The sequence below is a fragment of the Lysobacter concretionis Ko07 = DSM 16239 genome, assembly GCF_000768345.1.
In the GTDB taxonomy this organism is placed as follows: Bacteria; Pseudomonadota; Gammaproteobacteria; order Xanthomonadales; family Xanthomonadaceae; genus Novilysobacter; species Novilysobacter concretionis.
Genome location: NZ_AVPS01000001.1, coordinates 158,030 through 174,879 on the forward strand (window position 1 = coordinate 158,030; position 16,850 = coordinate 174,879).

Genomic DNA, 16,850 nt, shown 5'->3' on the forward strand with positions numbered 1-16,850 from the left:
CTCGGCAGTCTGCTTGGCAGCTGCCACCCACGCAAGCGCAGTTCTGCGCGCGGACCCCCGGGACTTTATGACTGACCGCACGAGCGACAAGCCTTTAACCGATATCACCTTTGATTCCTTCGACCTGCATCCGCGCCTGCTGGCGGGGCTGGAGTCGGCCGGATTCACCCGTTGCACCCCGATCCAGGCGATGAGCCTGCCGGTCGCGCTGAAAGGCGGCGACGTCGCCGGCCAGGCCCAGACCGGCACCGGCAAGACGCTGGCGTTCCTGGTGGCGACAATCAACCGCCTGTTGACCCAGCCGGCATTGGCCGAGCGCCAGCCCGGCGATCCGCGCGCGCTGATCCTCGCGCCGACCCGCGAGCTGGCGATCCAGATCCACAAGGACGCGGTCAAGCTGGGGCCGGAGGTCGGCCTGCGGTTCGCCCTCGTCTATGGCGGGGTCGACTACGACAAGCAGCGCGAACTGCTGCAGCAGGGCGTGGACGTGATCATCGCCACCCCGGGCCGGCTGATCGACTACGTCAAGCAGCACAAGGTGGTGTCGCTGCACGCCTGCGAGGTCTGTGTGCTGGACGAGGCCGACCGGATGTTCGACCTGGGCTTCATCAAGGACATCCGCTTCCTGCTGCGGCGGATGCCGGCCTGCACGATCCGCCAGACCCTGCTGTTCTCGGCCACGCTCAGCCATCGGGTGCTGGAGCTGGCCTACGAGCACATGAACGAGCCGGAAAAGCTGGTCGTCGAGTCGGAGTACATCACCGCCTCGCAGGTGCGCCAGCTGATGTACTTCCCGTCCGACGAGGAGAAGATCCCGCTGCTGCTGGGCCTGCTGTCGCGCAGCGAAGGCGCGCGCACGATGGTGTTCGTCAACACCAAGGTGTGGGTCGAGCGGGTCGCGCGGGCGCTGGAGAAGGGCGGTTACCGGGTCGGCGTGCTGTCGGGCGACGTGCCGCAGAAGAAGCGCGAGTCGCTGCTGGCTAAGTTCCAGAAGGGCCAGCTGGAAGTGCTGGTCGCCACCGACGTGGCCGCGCGCGGGCTCCACATCGACGGGGTGAAGTACGTCTACAACTACGACCTGCCGTTCGACGCCGAGGACTACGTGCACCGCATCGGCCGCACCGCGCGGCTGGGCGAGGAGGGCGACGCGATCAGCTTCGCCTGCGAACGCTACGCGATCAGCCTGCCCGACATCGAGGCTTACATCGAACAGAAGCTGCCGACCGCGCGGGTCGAGCCCGAACTGCTGGTGTCGCTGCCGCGCCCGGTGCGGGAAAAGGTCGAAGGCGAGGAGCACGAAAGCGTCGGCGCGATCTTCAAGGAAGCGCGCGAGGCGCGAGCCGTGGAGGAGGAGCGTCGCGGTGGCGGTCGCAGTCGCACGGCCGGTGCGGGTCGCAGCGGCAGTCGCGGTGAGGCTGGTAGTGGCCCACGCCGTCCGCGCCGCACATCGGCGGACACGGCCGGCGGCAAGAGTGAGGCCGGCGGAGGTGTTGCCGAGGTTGCCGGTGGCTCGGCGCAGGCCGTGGCACCGCATGCGGTCGCAACGCCGGCAAGCGGCACGGCCCCGACCGGCGACGCCGCGCGTCCGCCGCGCAAGCGTCGCCGCCGGCGCGGGGGCCGCAGGATCGAGGGCCAGGCGGAAGGCCAATCGCAGGTCCGCAACGGCGAGGGCGCGACCGGCAAGTCCGGTACGGCTGCTCCGGTTGGATCGCCGGTCGGACCCCGTCCGCCGCGTGCGACGGGCGGCAACGGTGGAGCGTCGCGACAGATTCCGGCCAACAAGGTCACCACCCCACCCCGTCCGGCCGCAGCGGCGTCTGACCAGGGTGGTCTGCTCAACCGCATCGGGCGCGGACTGAAGTCGCTGATGACGCGTGGGCCGCGTTCGCAGCACTGAGGTGGGGACAGGATCCGGCCGCCCGGCCGGATCCGTCGGGGGCATGGATGCGTCAACCTGTTCCGGATGCCGCACATCAGGCGGCACTGCAAACCGCGCTCCATGGCCTGCGTCCTAGCCATCTCCGCCGCCCCCGCCGATACTTGGCGACAATGATCCGGATGGCCACGCGATGAGCGTTCTTCGCTTCGACAACGTCAGCAAGCAGTACGACGGCGGCCGCCAGGCCCTGGACGAGGTCAGCTTCGAGGTCGCCTCCGGCGAGATGCTGTTCGTCACCGGCCACTCCGGCGCGGGCAAGAGCACGTTGCTGAAACTGATCCACCTCGCCGAGCGGCCGACCCGCGGTGCGGTGCTGTTTGCCGACAGGAACCTGCTGCGCGTGCGCGGACGCAAGGTCGCCATGCACCGGCGCGAGGTCGGCGTGGTGTTCCAGGACCATCGCCTGCTGGCCGACCGCTCGGTCGCCGACAACGTCGCGCTGCCGCTGGTGCTGCAGGGCCTGCGCCGTGCGGAGATCGTCAAGCGCGTGCGTGCGGTGCTCGACCGGGTCAGCCTGGGCGCGCGTTCGCAGGCATTGCCGTCGCAACTGTCCGCCGGCGAGCAGCAGCGGGTCGGCATCGCCCGGGCGATCGTCGGCGAGCCCGCGTTGCTGGTGGCCGACGAGCCGACCGGCAACCTCGATCCGACGCTCTCGGCCGAGATCATGACGCTGTTCGAATCCCTGCCCGAGCGCGGCACCAGCGTGCTGGTCGCCAGCCACGACCTGGCCCTGGTCAAGCGGATGCGCAAGCGCGTGCTGGTGCTCAACCAGGGGCAGCTGGTGGACGACATATCGCCGGAGGACCTGGCCGAATGAGCAACGACCACAGCGCCGCCGCGGCGAAGACGCGCGCGACAACCCGCGCGAACACCCACCGCAGTGGACTGGGCACGTGGCTCGACCACCACGCCTACAGCCTGGTGGCCAGTGCCGGCCGGATGCTGCGCAAGCCCTGGTCGACCGCGCTGACCATCGGCGTGATGGCACTGGCGCTGGCGTTGCCGCTGGGGCTGTGGTCGTCGCTGGCGAACATCGAACGCTTTGCCGGCGACGTGCAGGAGGCGCGCCAGATCAGCGTGTTCCTGAAGCCCGCGATCGGCCTCGACCGGGCCCGCGCGCTGGCCGACGAAGTGCGCGCGCGCGCCGATGTCGCGGCGGTGGAATGGCGCACGCCCGAGCAGGGGCTGGCCGAGTTGAAAAACGCCGCCGGACTGGGCGAGACCCTCACCAGCCTTGACGGCAATCCGTTGCCGAGCTTGCTGGTGGTGACGCCCGGCGGCGATGAGGCATTGCTGGCCGCGGCGCTGGCGCAGCTGCCGGAGGCCGATGTCGTCCAGCACGATGCGGCCTGGCGCGAACGGCTGGACGGCTGGCTGCGCTTCGGCGGCCGCCTGGCCTGGGTGCTGGCGGCGATGCTCGGCCTGGGTGCCCTGCTGGTGGTGGGCAATACGGTGCGGCTGGACATCCAGCAGCGCACCGACGAGATCGGCGTGTTGCAACTGCTGGGTGCAGCGGATGGCTTCATCCGCCGGCCTTTCCTGTATCTGGGCCTGGGTTACGGACTGCTGGCCGGCGCGCTCGCGCTCGCGCTGCTGACCGCCGCCGACCTGGCGCTGCGTGAACCGCTGGCCGAGCTGGCCCGCAGCTACGGCAGCGATTTCGCCCTGCACGGTTTCAGCCTTCCCGCCGCCAGCGCGATCGTGCTCGGTGCCGGGCTGCTGGGCTGGCTCGGGGCGGGCCTGGTGACCGGTCATTACCTGCGCCAGACCCGGCCGACCGACACATGAATACCCCGTACGACAATACCCCGTACGACAGCCCGCTCGACGCCGCCCCGATCGGCGATGAGGCATCCGGTCACCTGCGCCACGTGGTCGGCGATGCGCCGCGGGTGATGGTGGTGGACGGTTCCCGGCTGGTACGCCGGCTGATCGGCGACGTGCTGCAACGCGAGCTGGAGAACGTCCGGATCGTGCCCTGCGCGAGTATCGAGGAAGCCGGCCGGGCGCTGGCCGCCGGCCCGGTCGACCTGGTCACCACGTCATTGGCGCTGCCCGACGGCGACGGCATCGCGCTGGCGCGCACCGTGCGCGAAGCCGCCGGGCAGACCTACGTGCCGGTCATCGTGGTCTCCGGCGATGCCCAGGCGCACCTGGAATCACGCCAGTTCACCGAGGACGTCACCGACTATTTCGACAAGTCGCTCGGGCATGCCGCGCTGGCCACATTCATCCGCGGCTATGTGCAGCCGCAGGCGATCGCCGGCGCGCGCGTGCTGTACGTCGAGGACAGCCGCGTGGTCGCGCTGGCGACCAAGCGCATGCTGCAGCGCCAGCAACTGGAAGTGCTGCATTTCGTCGGCGTGGAAGAAGCGCTGGAGTATCTGGAAAGCCATCGTGGCCAGCCGGACCCCGGCACCGACCTGGTGCTGACCGATGTCTACCTCAAGGGCGAGCTGGAAGGCAGCGACCTGCTCGACCGGCTGCGCAACGACTTCGGCTACGGCAAACGCCGCCTGCCGGTGCTGGTGATGACCGGCGACGCCAACCTGGACAACCAGAGCGCGCTGTTGCGTGCCGGCGCCAACGACCTGGTGCTCAAGCCGATCGAGGAACGCCTGCTGGTCACCAAGACCCTGTTCCAGTTGCGGCTGGCGAAGCTGGCGTAAGACATGGATGGCATGGCCCCGCATCCGATCAGGCTCGAGCCGTCCTGGAAGGCCCGCATCGGCGATTACCTGCTGCGCGATGACATGCGCGCGTTGTCGACGTTCCTGCGCGAGCGTCGGGCGGCGGGCGCACGTATCTATCCGCCGGGACCGGAGATCTTCGCCGCGTTCGACGCCACCGCGTTCGATGCCGTCAAGGTCGTGATCCTCGGCCAGGACCCGTACCACGGGCCGGGCCAGGCCCACGGGCTGTGTTTCTCGGTGCGCCCCGGCGTGCCGGTGCCGCCGTCGCTGCAGAACATCTACAAGGAAATCCAGCGCGACCTCGGGATCGCGCCGCCCCGTCACGGTGACCTGATGCCCTGGGCCCACCGCGGGGTGCTGCTGCTCAATGCGGTGCTGACGGTGGAAGCCGGGCGTGCCGGCGCGCACCAGGGCAAGGGCTGGGAGGGCTTCACCGACCACGTCGTGGAGACGCTGAACCGCGAGCGCGAGGGGCTGGTGTTCCTGCTGTGGGGCGCCTACGCACAGCGCAAGGGCGCGATCATCGACCGCCAGCGGCACAAGGTCCTCAAGGCCGCGCACCCGTCACCGCTGTCCGCGCACCGCGGTTTCATCGGCTGCGGCCACTTTTCCGCGGCCAACCAGTACCTGTCACGACGCGGGCAGGCGCCGATCGACTGGTCGCTGCCCGCCTCGCCGGATGAACCGGTCACGTGACGATGGCGTGCCGGCGGGCTTGATCGGGAACTAACGGCGCCGCTGACAGTCTTTACCCCATGTCCCCACGCGCCGTTCTGTAAACGAGACGCTGCCATCTGTTTTGAACGATTAGCATGCATCCGTAGAGACTGCTAAAATGCCGACCATGACTGATATCACTGCTTCCAACGCCCTTGTATCCAACAGCCTGCCGGTTCCCAGTGCGCTGGGATCGCTGGATGCCTACATCGGTGCGGTCCACCGCATCCCGGTGCTGAGCGTCGAGGACGAGCAGGCGCTCGCGCGTCGCTTCCTTGCCGAGGAAGACCTCAACGCCGCCCGCGAACTGGTCCATTCCCATCTGCGCTTCGTGGTCCACGTGGCCCGCGGCTACAACGGCTACGGCCTGCCACTGGGCGACCTGATCCAGGAAGGCAACATCGGCCTGATGAAGGCGGTCAAGCGCTTCGACCCCGACCAGGGCGTACGCCTGGTCAGCTTCGCGGTGCACTGGATCCGCGCCGAGATGCACGAGTTCATCCTCAAGAACTGGCGCATCGTGAAGGTCGCCACCACCAAGGCGCAGCGCAAGCTGTTCTTCAACCTGCGCCGCAGCAAGAAGCGCCTGGGCTGGATGAATGCCGAGGAAGTGCGCGTGGTCGCCCGCGACCTCAACGTGTCCGAGCGCGAAGTGCTGGAGATGGAGTCGCGCCTGTCCGGCCGCGACATCGGCTTCGATGCGCCCGACAGCGATGACGACGACCGCGCGCCGCCATCGCCGGTGGCCTACCTGCGCACCGACGACGAGGAACCCTCGCAGATCTACGAGCGGGAAAGCCAGGAAGACCACCAGATCGCATTGCTGCACGAAGGCCTGGCGCAGCTCGACGAGCGCTCGCGCGACATCGTCGCCCGCCGCTGGCTCGGCAACGAGAACAAGGTGACCCTGCAGGAGCTGGCCGACGAATACGGCGTGTCCGCCGAGCGGATCCGCCAGATCGAGGCCAACGCGCTGAAGAAGATGCGCGTGCTGTTCGCCGCGTAACGGCTGGCGACATCGCTGTGAGCCACAGCGGCCCGGGAAACCGGGCCGTTTGCGTTTCCACCCCACGCCCATGCCGGGCTCGGGAGCCAGTCCCGGCTTTGTCCCGCAAGGGATCTGTTTTGGAGTGTAGGAGCGACGTGAGTCGCGACCCGGCAGAGGTCGACTGCGCTACGACGGCTGGTCGCAGCGACGCGCCGGGAATCGAGGCTACGACAGGGTCGCCGTAGCCGGAGCCGCGCCGCCATGCATCGCTGGCGGCGCGGTCGCGACTCACGCCGCTCCTGCGAAAAAGCTCTTCCCCCGCCGTCGCACCGCGCCCGTGCGCTAGGCTCGCAACATCCCCGACTGGAGTTGTGCGCATGGCCGAGCAAGAAAAACGCATCGCCCTGCTGATCGATGCCGACAATGCGCCGGCGGCGAGGATCGACGTGATCCTCGCCGAGGTCGCCCGTTACGGCGTGGCCAACGTGCGCCGCGCGTATGGCGACTGGAAAAACCCGCACCTGAAAAGCTGGGAAGCCTGCCTGCACGAGTACGCGATCCGGCCGGTGCAGCAGTTCGCCTACAGCCGCGGCAAGAACGCGTCCGACATGGCGATGGTGATCGACGCGATGGACCTGCTGTACGCGCGCAACCTGGACGGGTTTGCGATCGTGTCCTCCGATGCCGACTTCACTCCGCTGGTGATGCGGCTGCTGACCGATGGCGTGAAGGTGTACGGTTTTGGCGAGAAGAAAACCCCCGATCCTTTCGTCAACGCCTGCTCGAAGTTCACCTATGTCGAGGCGCTCGGCCGGCCCGGGCAGTCCGATGCCACCAGCGTCGCCCAGCCACGCAGCACCTCCGACCTGCACGGCGATGCGCGGTTGCTGCAGATGCTGCGCAGCGCGGTGGACTCCGCCAGCGGCGACGATGGCTGGTCGAAGCTGGGCGCGGTCGGGCAGCAGATCGGCAACCAGGCATCGTTCGATTCACGCAACTATGGCTACCGGAAACTCAGCGACCTGATCGAGGCCACGGGTGTGTTCGAAGTGCGCCGCGACGACAAGACCGTACTGGTGCGCGAGACGCCCAAGCCGCGTAGCGGGACCAGGAAAACAGCCGTGAAGAAAGCGCCGGCGAAGAACCGTGCGGCGCCTCCGGCGATTTGATGACGTCAGGTCACGAGTCACCGGCGTCGGCGCTGTACCCAGGGATAGCCGGTGCGCACGGGCGATAGCGGGACCGAAGCGCCGCGTAGCGAATCCCGCAGCAGTGACGCAAGTCGCGATGCGGATGCGGATGGATTGGCCGCGCCCGCAAAACTCAATACAGGTCGATCGGGTCCACATCCAGCGACCAGCGCACCTTGCGTGCCTCGGGCAGGGCGTGGATCGCCGGCAGGGCGGTGTCCAGCGTGGTGTGCAGGCGCTGGCGATGGATGCCGGACAACAGGAGCTGGCTACGCTGGTAGCCGGCGCGACGCGGCATCGGCGCGGGCAGGGGACCGCTGATTTCCAGCGCCGATGAGCGGTCGTCGTGGAGGCGGTCGGCCTGCTCGATCGCACGGCGCGCGGCCAGCAGGAACGCGTCGGCCGGTTCGACCTGTCTGGCCTCGGCCCGCAGCATCGCCAGGTGGGCGAACGGCGGGAACACGGCCGCTCCGCGCTGTTCCAGCTCGAGCTGCGCGAACGCACCGTAGCCGCCACTGAGCAGGGTGCTCAGCAACGGATGTTCCGGATGGTGGGTCTGCAGCAGCACCAGCCCGGGCTTGTCGGCGCGGCCGGCGCGGCCGGCGACCTGGATCAGCAACTGGGCGAGCTTTTCCGGCGCCCGGAAATCGGCACTGAACAGGCCTTCGTCGATCCCGACCACCGCGACCAGGGTCAGGTTCGGCAGGTCGTGGCCCTTGGCCAGCATCTGGGTGCCGACGAGGATGCCGCGGGTGTCGCCGAAGTCACGCAGGTGCTGCTCCAGCGCATCGCGGCGGCGGGTGGTGCCGCGGTCGATCCGCAGCACCGGCACGTCCGGGAAGCGCTCGCGCAGGGCCTCCTCGATGCGCTCGGTGCCCGCGCCCTGCGATTGCAGCGCCAGTCCACCGCAATCGGGGCAGGCGTTCGGGGTCGGCCGGCGCGCGCCGCAGTGGTGGCACTGCAGCCGGCGACCTCCGGCGTGCACCGTCATCGGCGTGCCCTGCGCCGGCGTGCTGCAGTGCCGGCATTGCGCGCTCCAGCCGCAGTCGTGGCACAGCAGCACCGGCGCGTAGCCGCGGCGGTTCTTGAACACCAGCACCTGCCCGTCGGCGGCCAGGGCCTGTCCCACCGCCTCCAGCAATTCCGGCGACAGCCCCGCCAGCAACGGCCGCTTGCGCACATCCAGCACGCGCACCTGTGGCGGCTGGGCATGGCCGGCGCGCCGGCCCAGCCGCAGGTGGGCGTAGCGACCGGCCTGCGCGTTGCGCAACGATTCCAGCGACGGCGTTGCGCTGCCGAGCACGATCGGCACGTCCAGCGCCTTGGCCCGGACCAGGGCGAAGTCGCGCGCGTGGTAACGGATGCCGTCGAGCTGCTTGAAACTGCCGTCGTGTTCCTCGTCGATGATGATGATCCCGGCATCGGGCAGCGGCAGGAACACCGCCGAACGCGTACCGACCACGACCCGCGCCTCGCCACGCAGGCAGGCGGCCCAGGTGCGCGCGCGCTCGCCGTCGGACAGGCCCGAGTGCAATGCATGCACCGGCACCCCGAGGCGGGCGCGGAAGCGGCTGAGCAGCTGCGGGGTCAGGCCGATTTCCGGCACCAGCACCAGCGCCTGCCTGCCGCGCGCCAGGCAATCGCCGATCGCGTGCAGGTAGACCTCGGTCTTGCCGCTGCCGGTGACGCCGTCGAGCAGCACCGGGGCGAAGCCGTGTCGATGCGCCAGCACCGTGTCGACGGCGGCCTGCTGCTCGGGGTTCAGGGTCGGCCCGGGCTGCGGCGTGGGCGCGGCTTGCGAGGCGGGGACGGCGATGCGTTCGGCCAGCCCGCGTTTGGCCAGCGACCGCGCTGCGGCGCGCCAATCCGCCAGGGTGGTATCCGCCACGGCGGCATCCGGGCTGTCGGTGGCGCTGGTGCCTGCATCCAGGCGGTCTTCATCCACGGCGCCGGTCTGCAGCCGGCTGGCCAGCTCGCGCGGTCGGCCGGCGCGCAGCCGATCCACCGCGGCGTGGCCGGCGGGGGTCAATTGCCACGCCCAGGCATGCGTGTCCGGCAGCGGCTCGCCATGGCGCAACGGCCCGGGCAGCGCGGCGGCGAACACCTCGCCCAGCGGCGCGTGGGTATAACGCGCCAGCCAGCGCAACGACGTCAGCAGTTCGCCGGCGAACAGCGGCGTCTCATCGATGATCGCGAATGCGGGTTTGAGGGCGGGAGCATCGGCCTGGGTGGAATCCACCAGCGAGGCGATCACCCCGACCCGCTCGCGCGGCCCGAATGGCACCCGCACCCGGCTGCCCGGGTGGGGCTCGGGGCCCGAATCGGGCGCCAGATAGTCGAACAGGCGCGGCAGCGGCAACGCGAGGGCGACGCGCAGCAGGCGCGGCGAGGCGGGGAAATCGGGCATTCCGGCAGTCTAGCGATACATCCAGCGACGGGTCGCCGGGGCGGTCGGCGACTTGCAGGCCATTGTTGTTCGTGACTTCACGAAGTGTGCGCAAGTGCCCGTTTTTGAAAGGGATTGCTCCTTATCCACATTGTCTGTGGATAAGTCTGTGCATGAACGCCAGCCAACGGTGCGTGACCCCGCAACGGCAAGCCTTGGCCTCGGGTTGGTGAAAAAAGCGCCAAACGACATAAGTCAATAACAATCAACGAGTTAGCCGTGAAACATTGTGATTGCAGGGAGCGTTGTGGTAGCGGCTCCCGCCTCGGCGCCGCGCGGATCACTGCTGTGCACAACGTGTTTGGGCGGAACCCGCGTCACGCTTCGTTCATGGGCTTCTGCACGCTTTGTCAAGCGCCCGGATGCGGTCGACGGATGTTTATGATGCGGCCATGGCGAAGTTCATCCGATGACCCAGCGTACCGTCACAGCCTCCTCGTCCAACCCCGGTTCCGGGCAGAAAGCCTCGCCCGCACTGGCGGCGTTCCTGCGGGGCGTCGAGCGGCGCGGCGCGGTGCTGGCCGAACTCCAGTGCGGCGACGCGACGGCGGGCGATGCGGCACTCGGCGAGGCGATGGCGCAGTTCTGCCCGATGGCCGGCGCGACGGGGATGGACGACTGGCCGCGCCGGTTCTGGGGCCTGTTGCTGTCCCAGCCGGGCCTGCGCACGTACACCCCGGTGGCCATCGAACTGGACGCGACCGATCGCCTGGGCCGTCTGGGTAGCGGCCCGCGCGCCGCGCTGCTGTTGCGTCTGGCGGCCGGACTGGACGAAGTGGCCGCCGCTGCCGTGCTGGGGATCCAGCCCGCCAGTTACCGGCTGGCGTTGCAGAGTGGGTTGCCGCACCACGCCGATGGCCGCGCCGACCTGTCCGCCTGGCAACGGCTGCGCGAACAGATCCATCGCCGCATCAAGACCCTGCCGCCGACGCGACTGGAACGGCTGGCGCGGCGGCGCGAGGCGGCCCTGGCCGGTACCTCCGCACCGGCCGCGGGTGCCGGCAAGCACGCCCCCATGCATCCGGTCGCGGCATCCCGGCCGCGCTGGGTGCTGCCGTTGCTGTGGGGGTTGCTGGCGTTGTGCGCGCTGGCGTTTGCCGCGACGTTCCTGCCCGTGTCATGGCGTCTGTCCGAAGCGCCGGCGCCGGATGCGGTATTGCGACGTGAGCTGCCCGAGCAGCCCCCGGCGTCGCTTTACCGCAGCGATGCGGCTGCCGTGACCCATCGTGATTTCGATCTGTTGGCCGATCCAGCAGGCATGGAGGCTGCCGAGCAGCTGGCATTCCATGCCTGGCTGGCTGCCCGGAGCGACCTTCTTCCTGCGGATGCTGCCCGGGCCCCGGATGAGGCGGTCGCGGCGCCGGCGGACGAGGCCATCGGGACATTGGAGGGGGCCTCCGATGAGCTGTAGCAGGTATCGCCTCTGGCTGGGTGCCGGCGTGCTGGTCATCGCCGGGTGGTCGCAGGCGACGCCGCCGGTGCTGGATGATTTCGCCACGGTGTTGCCGCAGCTGCCACCACCGTTGCGCGCGCAGCTGCAGCAGCGCGCCGCGCTGTGGTCGGGCTGGAGCGAGACCGAGCGCGGGGCCTTCAGGCAGCGCCTGGACCGGTGGGAGTCCCTGCCACGCGCAGAACGCGATGGACGCCGCGAACGCTATCTGGCCCGACAGGCCTTGCCGGCCACCGAGCGCACCCTGATCGCCGCCGCGGCCACCCGCTACGCGGCCTTGCCGGAAGACCAGCGACAGGCGCTGCGGGAGCGCTTCGATGCGCTCGACAGCAGCGAGCGCCGCGGCTGGCTGCTCGGGCCGGTCCTGGGTGCGGACTACCCGGCGCTGCAGCCCTTGCTGGCGCAGGTGCCGGAGGCCGAGCATGCGCCGTTGCTGGCGGTCCTGCGGGCGATGAGCCCGGGCCAGCGCCGCGACCTGGCGGTACTGGTCCAGCGCACGCCACCGCAGGAGCGCGGATCGCTGCGCCGGGAACTGGTCTCGACCGCCGCCGGCAGTCGCGACCAGTGGCTGTGGAGCCGGCTGGAGCGCTGACGCCGCCAAGCGGCTTGCGTTGGATCCATGCGGCTCCCGCCGACCGCGCTGCCGATGCCCGCGGAAAGATGACCCGGACCTGAGACGATGGAGCGCGCGCGCCGGCATCCGCCTTCGCGGCCGGTAAGATGGCCGATCGTCGGGACCCGGCGCCAGCGCCCGACACCGGTTCGGGGCGCGGCTGCAGTTCCGGCCGGCTGTACCCATGTCGTCACTCCCCAACACTGCCGCCGCAGGCCCGCTTGCGGCTTCGTCGTCCCCGCGGCTTGCCTCGGAAATCCGCCGCACCGGCCTGCTGGCCGGCCCGCTGGTGATCGGCCATCTGGCCACCGCATCGATTGGCTTTGTCGACAGCGTCATCGCCGGCCACCACGGCACCGCGACGCTGGCGGCGGTATCGGTCGGCACGGCGCTGTTCTGGCTGCCGATGATGGTGCCGATGGGCACCCTGATGTCGCTGCCGCCGGCGGTGTCGCAACTGGCGGGCAGCGGCCGCCGCGACGAGATCGGCGCGCTGTTCCGGCAGGCGCTGTGGTTGTCGCTGGCGCTGGGCCTGGCGTTGTTCGCGTTTCTCAGCGTGGTCGGCGCGGCGCTGGAGCCGATGGGCATTGCGCCGGACATCCGCCACGGCGCCCGCGGCTTCCTCGACGGCATCCGCTGGGGCGTGCCGGCGCTGACGTTCTACCTGTGCATGAGGTATCTGTGCGATGGCCTGCACTGGACCCTGCCGACCATGCTGTTCGGCTTCGGCGGCCTGCTGGTGCTGGTGCCGCTGGGCTTTGCCCTGACCTACGGCGCCTTCGGCCTGCCCGAGCGTGGCGCGGCCGGGCTGGGCATCGCGTCGGCGCTGATGATGTGGATGCAGGCGCTGGCGTTCCTGTGGTACCTGCGGCGCTCGCGCCGGCTGGCCGGGCTGGGGCTGTTCGCGCGCCGGGACGCGCCGCGGTGGGCGCCGATCCGCGAATTGCTGGTGACCGGCCTGCCGATCGGCGTCACCGTGGCGATGGAAGGTGGGCTGTTCATCACCACCGCACTGTTGATCGGTCGCCTGGGCGAGCTGCCGGTGGCGGCGCACCAGATCGCGATCAATGTCGCCAGCCTGTGCTACATGATTCCGCTGGGTCTGGCCGAGGCGACCACGGTCCGGGTCGGGCACGCCGTGGGTCGCGGCGATCAGGCCGGGGTGCGGCGGGCGGCCTGGGCCGGTTTCGCGATCGTGCTGGGCACCCAGGCGTTGACCGGATTGGCCCTGCTGCTGGGCAACGAGGTGGTGGTCGGCTTCTATACCGGCGATGCGCAGGTCGCGACGCTCGCCGCCGGATTGCTGCTGTATGCCGCGGCGTTCCAGTTTCCGGACGGCATCCAGGTCATCGCCTCGGGTGCGTTGCGCGGTTTGCGCGACACCCGCGTGCCGATGCTGATCGCCGCGCTGGCGTACTGGGGCGTGGGCATGCCGCTGGGTGCGATGCTGGGTCTCGGCATTGGCGGTTTCACCACGGCCATGGGGCCGCGCGGCATGTGGCTGGGGCTGATCGCCGGCCTCACGGTGGCCTCGGTGCTGATGGCCCTGCGCTTCCTGCGTTCCAGTCGGCCCGGGCGCCTGCAGGCACTGATGCCTGCGGGTCGCACGCTGCCGGGAAAAATGCCCGGAATCGGGTGAATCGATCCGGTCCAGCGGTTACGCTGCGTGGATCGTCATGGAGTGTCTGCAATGAATCAGGTTCAGCGTCGTGGTCCCATTGCCCGTTTTTTCATCGGCCTGTGGGACGCGATGAACTTCACCCGCCGGTTGATCTTCAACCTGGTGTTTTTCACCTTGCTGTTCATCATCCTGGCCGCGATCAGCGCCGGCGACCGCACCGAGCCGCTGCTGGAGCGCACCACGCTGGTGATCGCCCCGGAAGGTACGTTGGTGGAGCAGTTCAGCGCCGATCCGGCGACGCGTTCGCTGATGAAGGCGCTGGGCTCCAAGGCCGGCGAGGTGCAGCTGCGCGACCTGGTGCGCGCGCTGGACCAGGCCCGCGACGACAAGCGCATCGAGCGCGTCGTGCTGCAACTGGACAAGCTTGGTGGCGGCGGCATGGCCTCGCGGCGTGAGCTCGCCGCGGCGGTTGCGCGCGTGCGCGAGAGCGGCAAGCAGGTGGTGGCGTTTTCCGAGTCGATGGCGCAGTCGCAGTACCTGATCGCCGCCGAGGCCGACGAGGTCTATCTCGACCCGATGGGCGGCCTGTTGCTGGAAGGCCTAGGCCGCTACCGCCAGTACTACCGCGAAGGCCTGCAGGACAAACTCGGCGTCGACGTGCACCTGTTCAAGGTCGGCGAGTACAAGTCCGCCGCCGAGCCCTACGTGCTCGATGCCGCCTCGCCGGAGTCGAAGGAAGCCGACCTGTTCTGGATGAACGACCTGTGGCAGCGCTACCTGGCCGACATCGGCAAGGCGCGCGGCCTCGCCCCGGCGAAGATCGCGGCCGACATCGCCGTGCTGCCGGCCGGCATCGAGGCGGTGCAGGGCGACCTGGCCCAGTACGCGCTGCAGCACGAGCTGGTCGACGGCCTGAAGACGCGCGGGGACCTGGACGACCTGCTGGTCGAGCGCGGTGTCGCCGATGCGGATGCCGACGGCGGCTTCCGCCAGGTGTCGCTGGACGGCTACCTCGCCCATCTGGACACCGCGTTGAAGCTGGCCGCCGACCGGCGCCCGCAGGTGGCGGTGGTGGTCGCGGCCGGTTCCATCACCGGTGGCGAGCAGCCGCCGGGCACGATCGGCGGCGATTCGACCTCCGCATTGCTGCGCCAGGCGCGCGACGACGACAAGGTGAAGGCGGTGGTGCTGCGGGTGAATTCGCCGGGCGGCGAGGTGTTCGCCTCCGAGCAGATCCGCCGCGAAGTGGTCGCCCTGCAGGAGGCCGGCAAGCCGGTGGTGGTGTCGATGGGCGACCTGGCCGCATCCGGCGGTTACTGGATCAGCATGAACGCCGACCGCATCTACGCCGACGCCTCGACCATCAGCGGCTCGATCGGCATCTTCGGCATGCTCCCGACCATCCCGCGCGCGCTCGACAAGATCGGCGTGCACACCGACGGCGTCGGCACCACCGCGTTTGCCGGCGCGTTCGACATCAGCCGTCCGATGGACCCGGCGGTGGGCCAGGTGATCCAGGCGGTGATCGACAAGGGCTATCGCGACTTCATCGGCAAGGTGGCGGAGGCGCGCGGCCAGCCGGTCGAGGCCATTGACGCCGTGGCCCGCGGTCGCGTCTGGAGCGGTGCGCAGGCCAAGGAGCGCGGACTGGTCGACGAGCTGGGCAACCTGCGATCGGCGATCAGCGACGCCGCCACGCGCGTGGAGTTGGGCGAAGGCGAGTACGCGGTGACCTACGTGGAGAAGGTCGGCACGCCGTTCGAACAGTGGTTCGGCGGTTTCGCCAGCAGCCGCCTCGGCGCGTTCTGGCTGCGCGATTCCGGGTTTGCGCGCGGGCTGGTGGCGCAGGCCCTGCCGCACGCGCAGGCCGACCTGAAGCTGCTCGAAGGCGCGATCACCCCGACCGCCGGCGTGCCGGTGAAGGCGCTGGCGTACTGCTTCTGCGCCCTCGACTAGGCTTCGGCAACACCCGACCGACAACGCCCGGCTTCTGGCCGGGCGTTGTCGTTGGTGGAGTTGACGTACTGGCTGTCGGCCGCTGTGGGCGAGCTGCCGGGGACGGGCCGCTGTGGACCGGCTGCTGTGAACCGGCCGTCGCCGGTCAGCCGCCCGCCTCCTCGATCGCCGCGCGCTGCGCCTCGGCCGCCTGCTTGCCGGCGTCCTCGACGGCCCGTGCCTTGTCCAGCGGCTGCTGGATCGCATCGCGCAATTGCGTATGCCCCGCCTGCGGCTCCGGCGGCTGCTCCGGATCGGGCATCGACGGCTTGTCGCAGGCCGCCATAGCCACCAGCGCGAGGCCGGCAATCGTGCAGAACAACAGCTTTCGCAGCATCCCGGCATCCTCGTGGTGGTCCGGCCGCTATGCTACCGCGGTCGTGTAGATGTCACGCGAGACGATCACAGGAGCGCACATGGACCCCAAACGTTGGCGGCTGGACGGACAGCTGGCCCTGGTCACCGGCGGCAGCGCCGGGATTGGCCGCGCGATCGCGCGGGAGCTGCTGGGCCTGGGCGCCGACGTGCTGCTGGCGGCACGCGACAGTGCCGGCCTGGACGATGCACGCAATGAATTGCTCGAAGACTTCCCGCAGCGCGACATCCAGGTCTTCGCCGCCGACATCGGCATCGAGGAGCAACGCCGCGAACTGCTCGACTGGGTCGAGGACGAAGGCGATGGCGGCCTGCACATCCTCGTCAACAACGCCGGCGCCAATGTCAGCAGGCTCGCCGGCGACTACGCCGACGACGAGTGGCGCGCGATCTTCGAAGTGAATGTATTCGCCGCCTTCGAACTGTCGCGCTACCTGCACCCGCTGCTGACCCGCCACGCCGCCTCCAGCATCGTCAACGTCGGCAGCGTGTCCGGCCTGACCCACGTGCGCACCGGCGCGCCCTACGGCATGAGCAAGGCCGCGATGCACCAGATGACCCGCAACCTGGCGGTGGAGTGGGCCGAAGACGGCATCCGCGTCAACGCCGTCGCTCCGTGGTACATCCGCACCCGCCGCACCTCCGGCGCCCTGGCCGACCCCGACTACCTCGACGAAGTGCTGCTGCGCACCCCGCTGGGCCGCATCGGCGAACCCGAGGAAGTCGCCGCCGCCGTCGCCTTCCTGTGCCTGCCCGCCGCCAGCTACGTCACCGGCGAATGCATCGCCGTGGATGGCGGGTTTCTGCGTTACGGGTTCTGACG

14 protein-coding genes are annotated in these 16,850 nt (G+C 69.7%); 12 read left to right on the forward strand and 2 right to left on the reverse strand.

The genetic code is table 11. The features are described 5' to 3' along the window. Positions 1-67 precede the first annotated feature (67 nt). From rhlB to N792_RS00640, 7 genes are all read left to right on the forward strand, one after another. A complete protein-coding gene (rhlB, locus tag N792_RS00610) occupies positions 68-1,897 on the forward strand; it encodes an ATP-dependent RNA helicase RhlB (protein ID WP_084105239.1) in 1,830 nt (609 codons plus the stop codon). A 172-nt stretch (positions 1,898-2,069) separates the two neighbouring features. Further along, complete coding sequence (gene ftsE / locus N792_RS00615; RefSeq protein ID WP_036191510.1) at positions 2,070-2,756, forward strand: cell division ATP-binding protein FtsE; 687 nt, start codon at positions 2,070-2,072, stop codon at positions 2,754-2,756. Beyond that, entirely contained in the window at positions 2,753-3,727 is a 975-nt protein-coding gene (ftsX, locus tag N792_RS00620) for a permease-like cell division protein FtsX (RefSeq protein ID WP_036191513.1), read from the forward strand. Before ftsE ends, ftsX begins: the two co-directional genes overlap by 4 nt. 107 nt (positions 3,728-3,834) lie before the next feature. Next, a complete protein-coding gene (locus tag N792_RS00625) occupies positions 3,835-4,608 on the forward strand; it encodes a response regulator (RefSeq protein WP_052103297.1) in 774 nt (257 codons plus the stop codon). Positions 4,609-4,620: 12 nt separating this feature from the next. Then, positions 4,621-5,328, forward strand: coding sequence for a uracil-DNA glycosylase (gene ung, locus N792_RS00630; RefSeq protein WP_036192227.1), 708 nt, complete (start codon positions 4,621-4,623; stop codon positions 5,326-5,328). Positions 5,329-5,476: 148 nt separating this feature from the next. After that, positions 5,477-6,355 (forward strand): RNA polymerase sigma factor RpoH, encoded by an 879-nt coding sequence (gene rpoH, locus N792_RS00635; protein WP_036192231.1) that lies wholly within the window; start codon positions 5,477-5,479, stop codon positions 6,353-6,355. A 359-nt stretch (positions 6,356-6,714) separates the two neighbouring features. Then, positions 6,715-7,506, forward strand: a complete 792-nt coding sequence (locus N792_RS00640) for an NYN domain-containing protein (protein WP_036191516.1) — start codon at positions 6,715-6,717, stop codon at positions 7,504-7,506. 154 nt (positions 7,507-7,660) lie between these two features. Here the strand turns inward: N792_RS00640 and N792_RS00645 are convergent, their stop codons facing one another. After that, positions 7,661-9,934, reverse strand: coding sequence for a primosomal protein N' (locus N792_RS00645; RefSeq protein WP_036191519.1), 2,274 nt, complete (start codon positions 9,932-9,934; stop codon positions 7,661-7,663). A gap of 448 nt (positions 9,935-10,382) precedes the next feature. Between N792_RS00645 and N792_RS00650 the strand changes: the two genes are divergently transcribed. The 4 genes from N792_RS00650 to sppA all read left to right on the forward strand — a co-directional run bounded on the left by N792_RS00650 (position 10,383) and on the right by sppA (position 15,613). Further along, the gene (locus N792_RS00650) at positions 10,383-11,384 is read left to right on the forward strand and encodes a hypothetical protein (protein ID WP_052103220.1); all 1,002 of its coding nucleotides are present in this window, start codon (positions 10,383-10,385) and stop codon (positions 11,382-11,384) included. Beyond that, on the forward strand, positions 11,374-12,015 hold the full coding sequence (locus tag N792_RS00655; protein WP_036191522.1) for a DUF3106 domain-containing protein: 642 nt from the start codon (positions 11,374-11,376) through the stop codon (positions 12,013-12,015). The genes N792_RS00650 and N792_RS00655 overlap by 11 nt, the downstream gene beginning before the upstream one ends. 205 nt (positions 12,016-12,220) lie before the next feature. Further along, positions 12,221-13,675: an MATE family efflux transporter gene (locus N792_RS00660; protein ID WP_052103222.1), complete on the forward strand. Its 1,455-nt coding sequence runs from the start codon at positions 12,221-12,223 to the stop codon at positions 13,673-13,675. 51 nt (positions 13,676-13,726) lie between these two features. After that, complete coding sequence (gene sppA, locus N792_RS00665; protein ID WP_036191525.1) at positions 13,727-15,613, forward strand: signal peptide peptidase SppA; 1,887 nt, start codon at positions 13,727-13,729, stop codon at positions 15,611-15,613. 145 nt (positions 15,614-15,758) lie between these two features. On the opposite strand, the gene N792_RS00670 is transcribed toward sppA, so the two are convergent. Beyond that, positions 15,759-15,989 carry a hypothetical protein gene (locus N792_RS00670; RefSeq protein WP_036191528.1) on the reverse strand — a complete coding sequence of 77 codons (231 nt, stop codon included), beginning with the start codon at positions 15,987-15,989 and terminating at the stop codon, positions 15,759-15,761. 79 nt (positions 15,990-16,068) lie between these two features. On the opposite strand from N792_RS00670, the gene N792_RS00675 reads away from it, so the two are divergent. Next, on the forward strand, positions 16,069-16,848 hold the full coding sequence (locus N792_RS00675; RefSeq protein ID WP_036191531.1) for an SDR family oxidoreductase: 780 nt from the start codon (positions 16,069-16,071) through the stop codon (positions 16,846-16,848). The last annotated feature ends 2 nt before the right edge of the window (positions 16,849-16,850 follow it).

What these genes read in the sequence shown, in the direction of transcription:
- rhlB (WP_084105239.1), top strand. Translation starts at nt 68, where the DNA reads ATGACTGACCGCACGAGCGACAAGCCTTTAACCGATATCACCTTTGAT.
- ftsE (WP_036191510.1), top strand. Translation starts at nt 2,070, where the DNA reads ATGAGCGTTCTTCGCTTCGACAACGTCAGCAAGCAGTACGACGGCGGC.
- ftsX (WP_036191513.1), top strand. Translation starts at nt 2,753, where the DNA reads ATGAGCAACGACCACAGCGCCGCCGCGGCGAAGACGCGCGCGACAACC.
- N792_RS00625 (WP_052103297.1), top strand. Translation starts at nt 3,835, where the DNA reads ATGGTGGTGGACGGTTCCCGGCTGGTACGCCGGCTGATCGGCGACGTG.
- ung (WP_036192227.1), top strand. Translation starts at nt 4,621, where the DNA reads ATGGCCCCGCATCCGATCAGGCTCGAGCCGTCCTGGAAGGCCCGCATC.
- rpoH (WP_036192231.1), top strand. Translation starts at nt 5,477, where the DNA reads ATGACTGATATCACTGCTTCCAACGCCCTTGTATCCAACAGCCTGCCG.
- N792_RS00640 (WP_036191516.1), top strand. Translation starts at nt 6,715, where the DNA reads ATGGCCGAGCAAGAAAAACGCATCGCCCTGCTGATCGATGCCGACAAT.
- N792_RS00645 (WP_036191519.1), bottom strand. Translation starts at nt 9,934, where the DNA reads ATGCCCGATTTCCCCGCCTCGCCGCGCCTGCTGCGCGTCGCCCTCGCG.
- N792_RS00650 (WP_052103220.1), top strand. Translation starts at nt 10,383, where the DNA reads ATGACCCAGCGTACCGTCACAGCCTCCTCGTCCAACCCCGGTTCCGGG.
- N792_RS00655 (WP_036191522.1), top strand. Translation starts at nt 11,374, where the DNA reads ATGAGCTGTAGCAGGTATCGCCTCTGGCTGGGTGCCGGCGTGCTGGTC.
- N792_RS00660 (WP_052103222.1), top strand. Translation starts at nt 12,221, where the DNA reads ATGTCGTCACTCCCCAACACTGCCGCCGCAGGCCCGCTTGCGGCTTCG.
- sppA (WP_036191525.1), top strand. Translation starts at nt 13,727, where the DNA reads ATGAATCAGGTTCAGCGTCGTGGTCCCATTGCCCGTTTTTTCATCGGC.
- N792_RS00670 (WP_036191528.1), bottom strand. Translation starts at nt 15,989, where the DNA reads ATGCTGCGAAAGCTGTTGTTCTGCACGATTGCCGGCCTCGCGCTGGTG.
- N792_RS00675 (WP_036191531.1), top strand. Translation starts at nt 16,069, where the DNA reads ATGGACCCCAAACGTTGGCGGCTGGACGGACAGCTGGCCCTGGTCACC.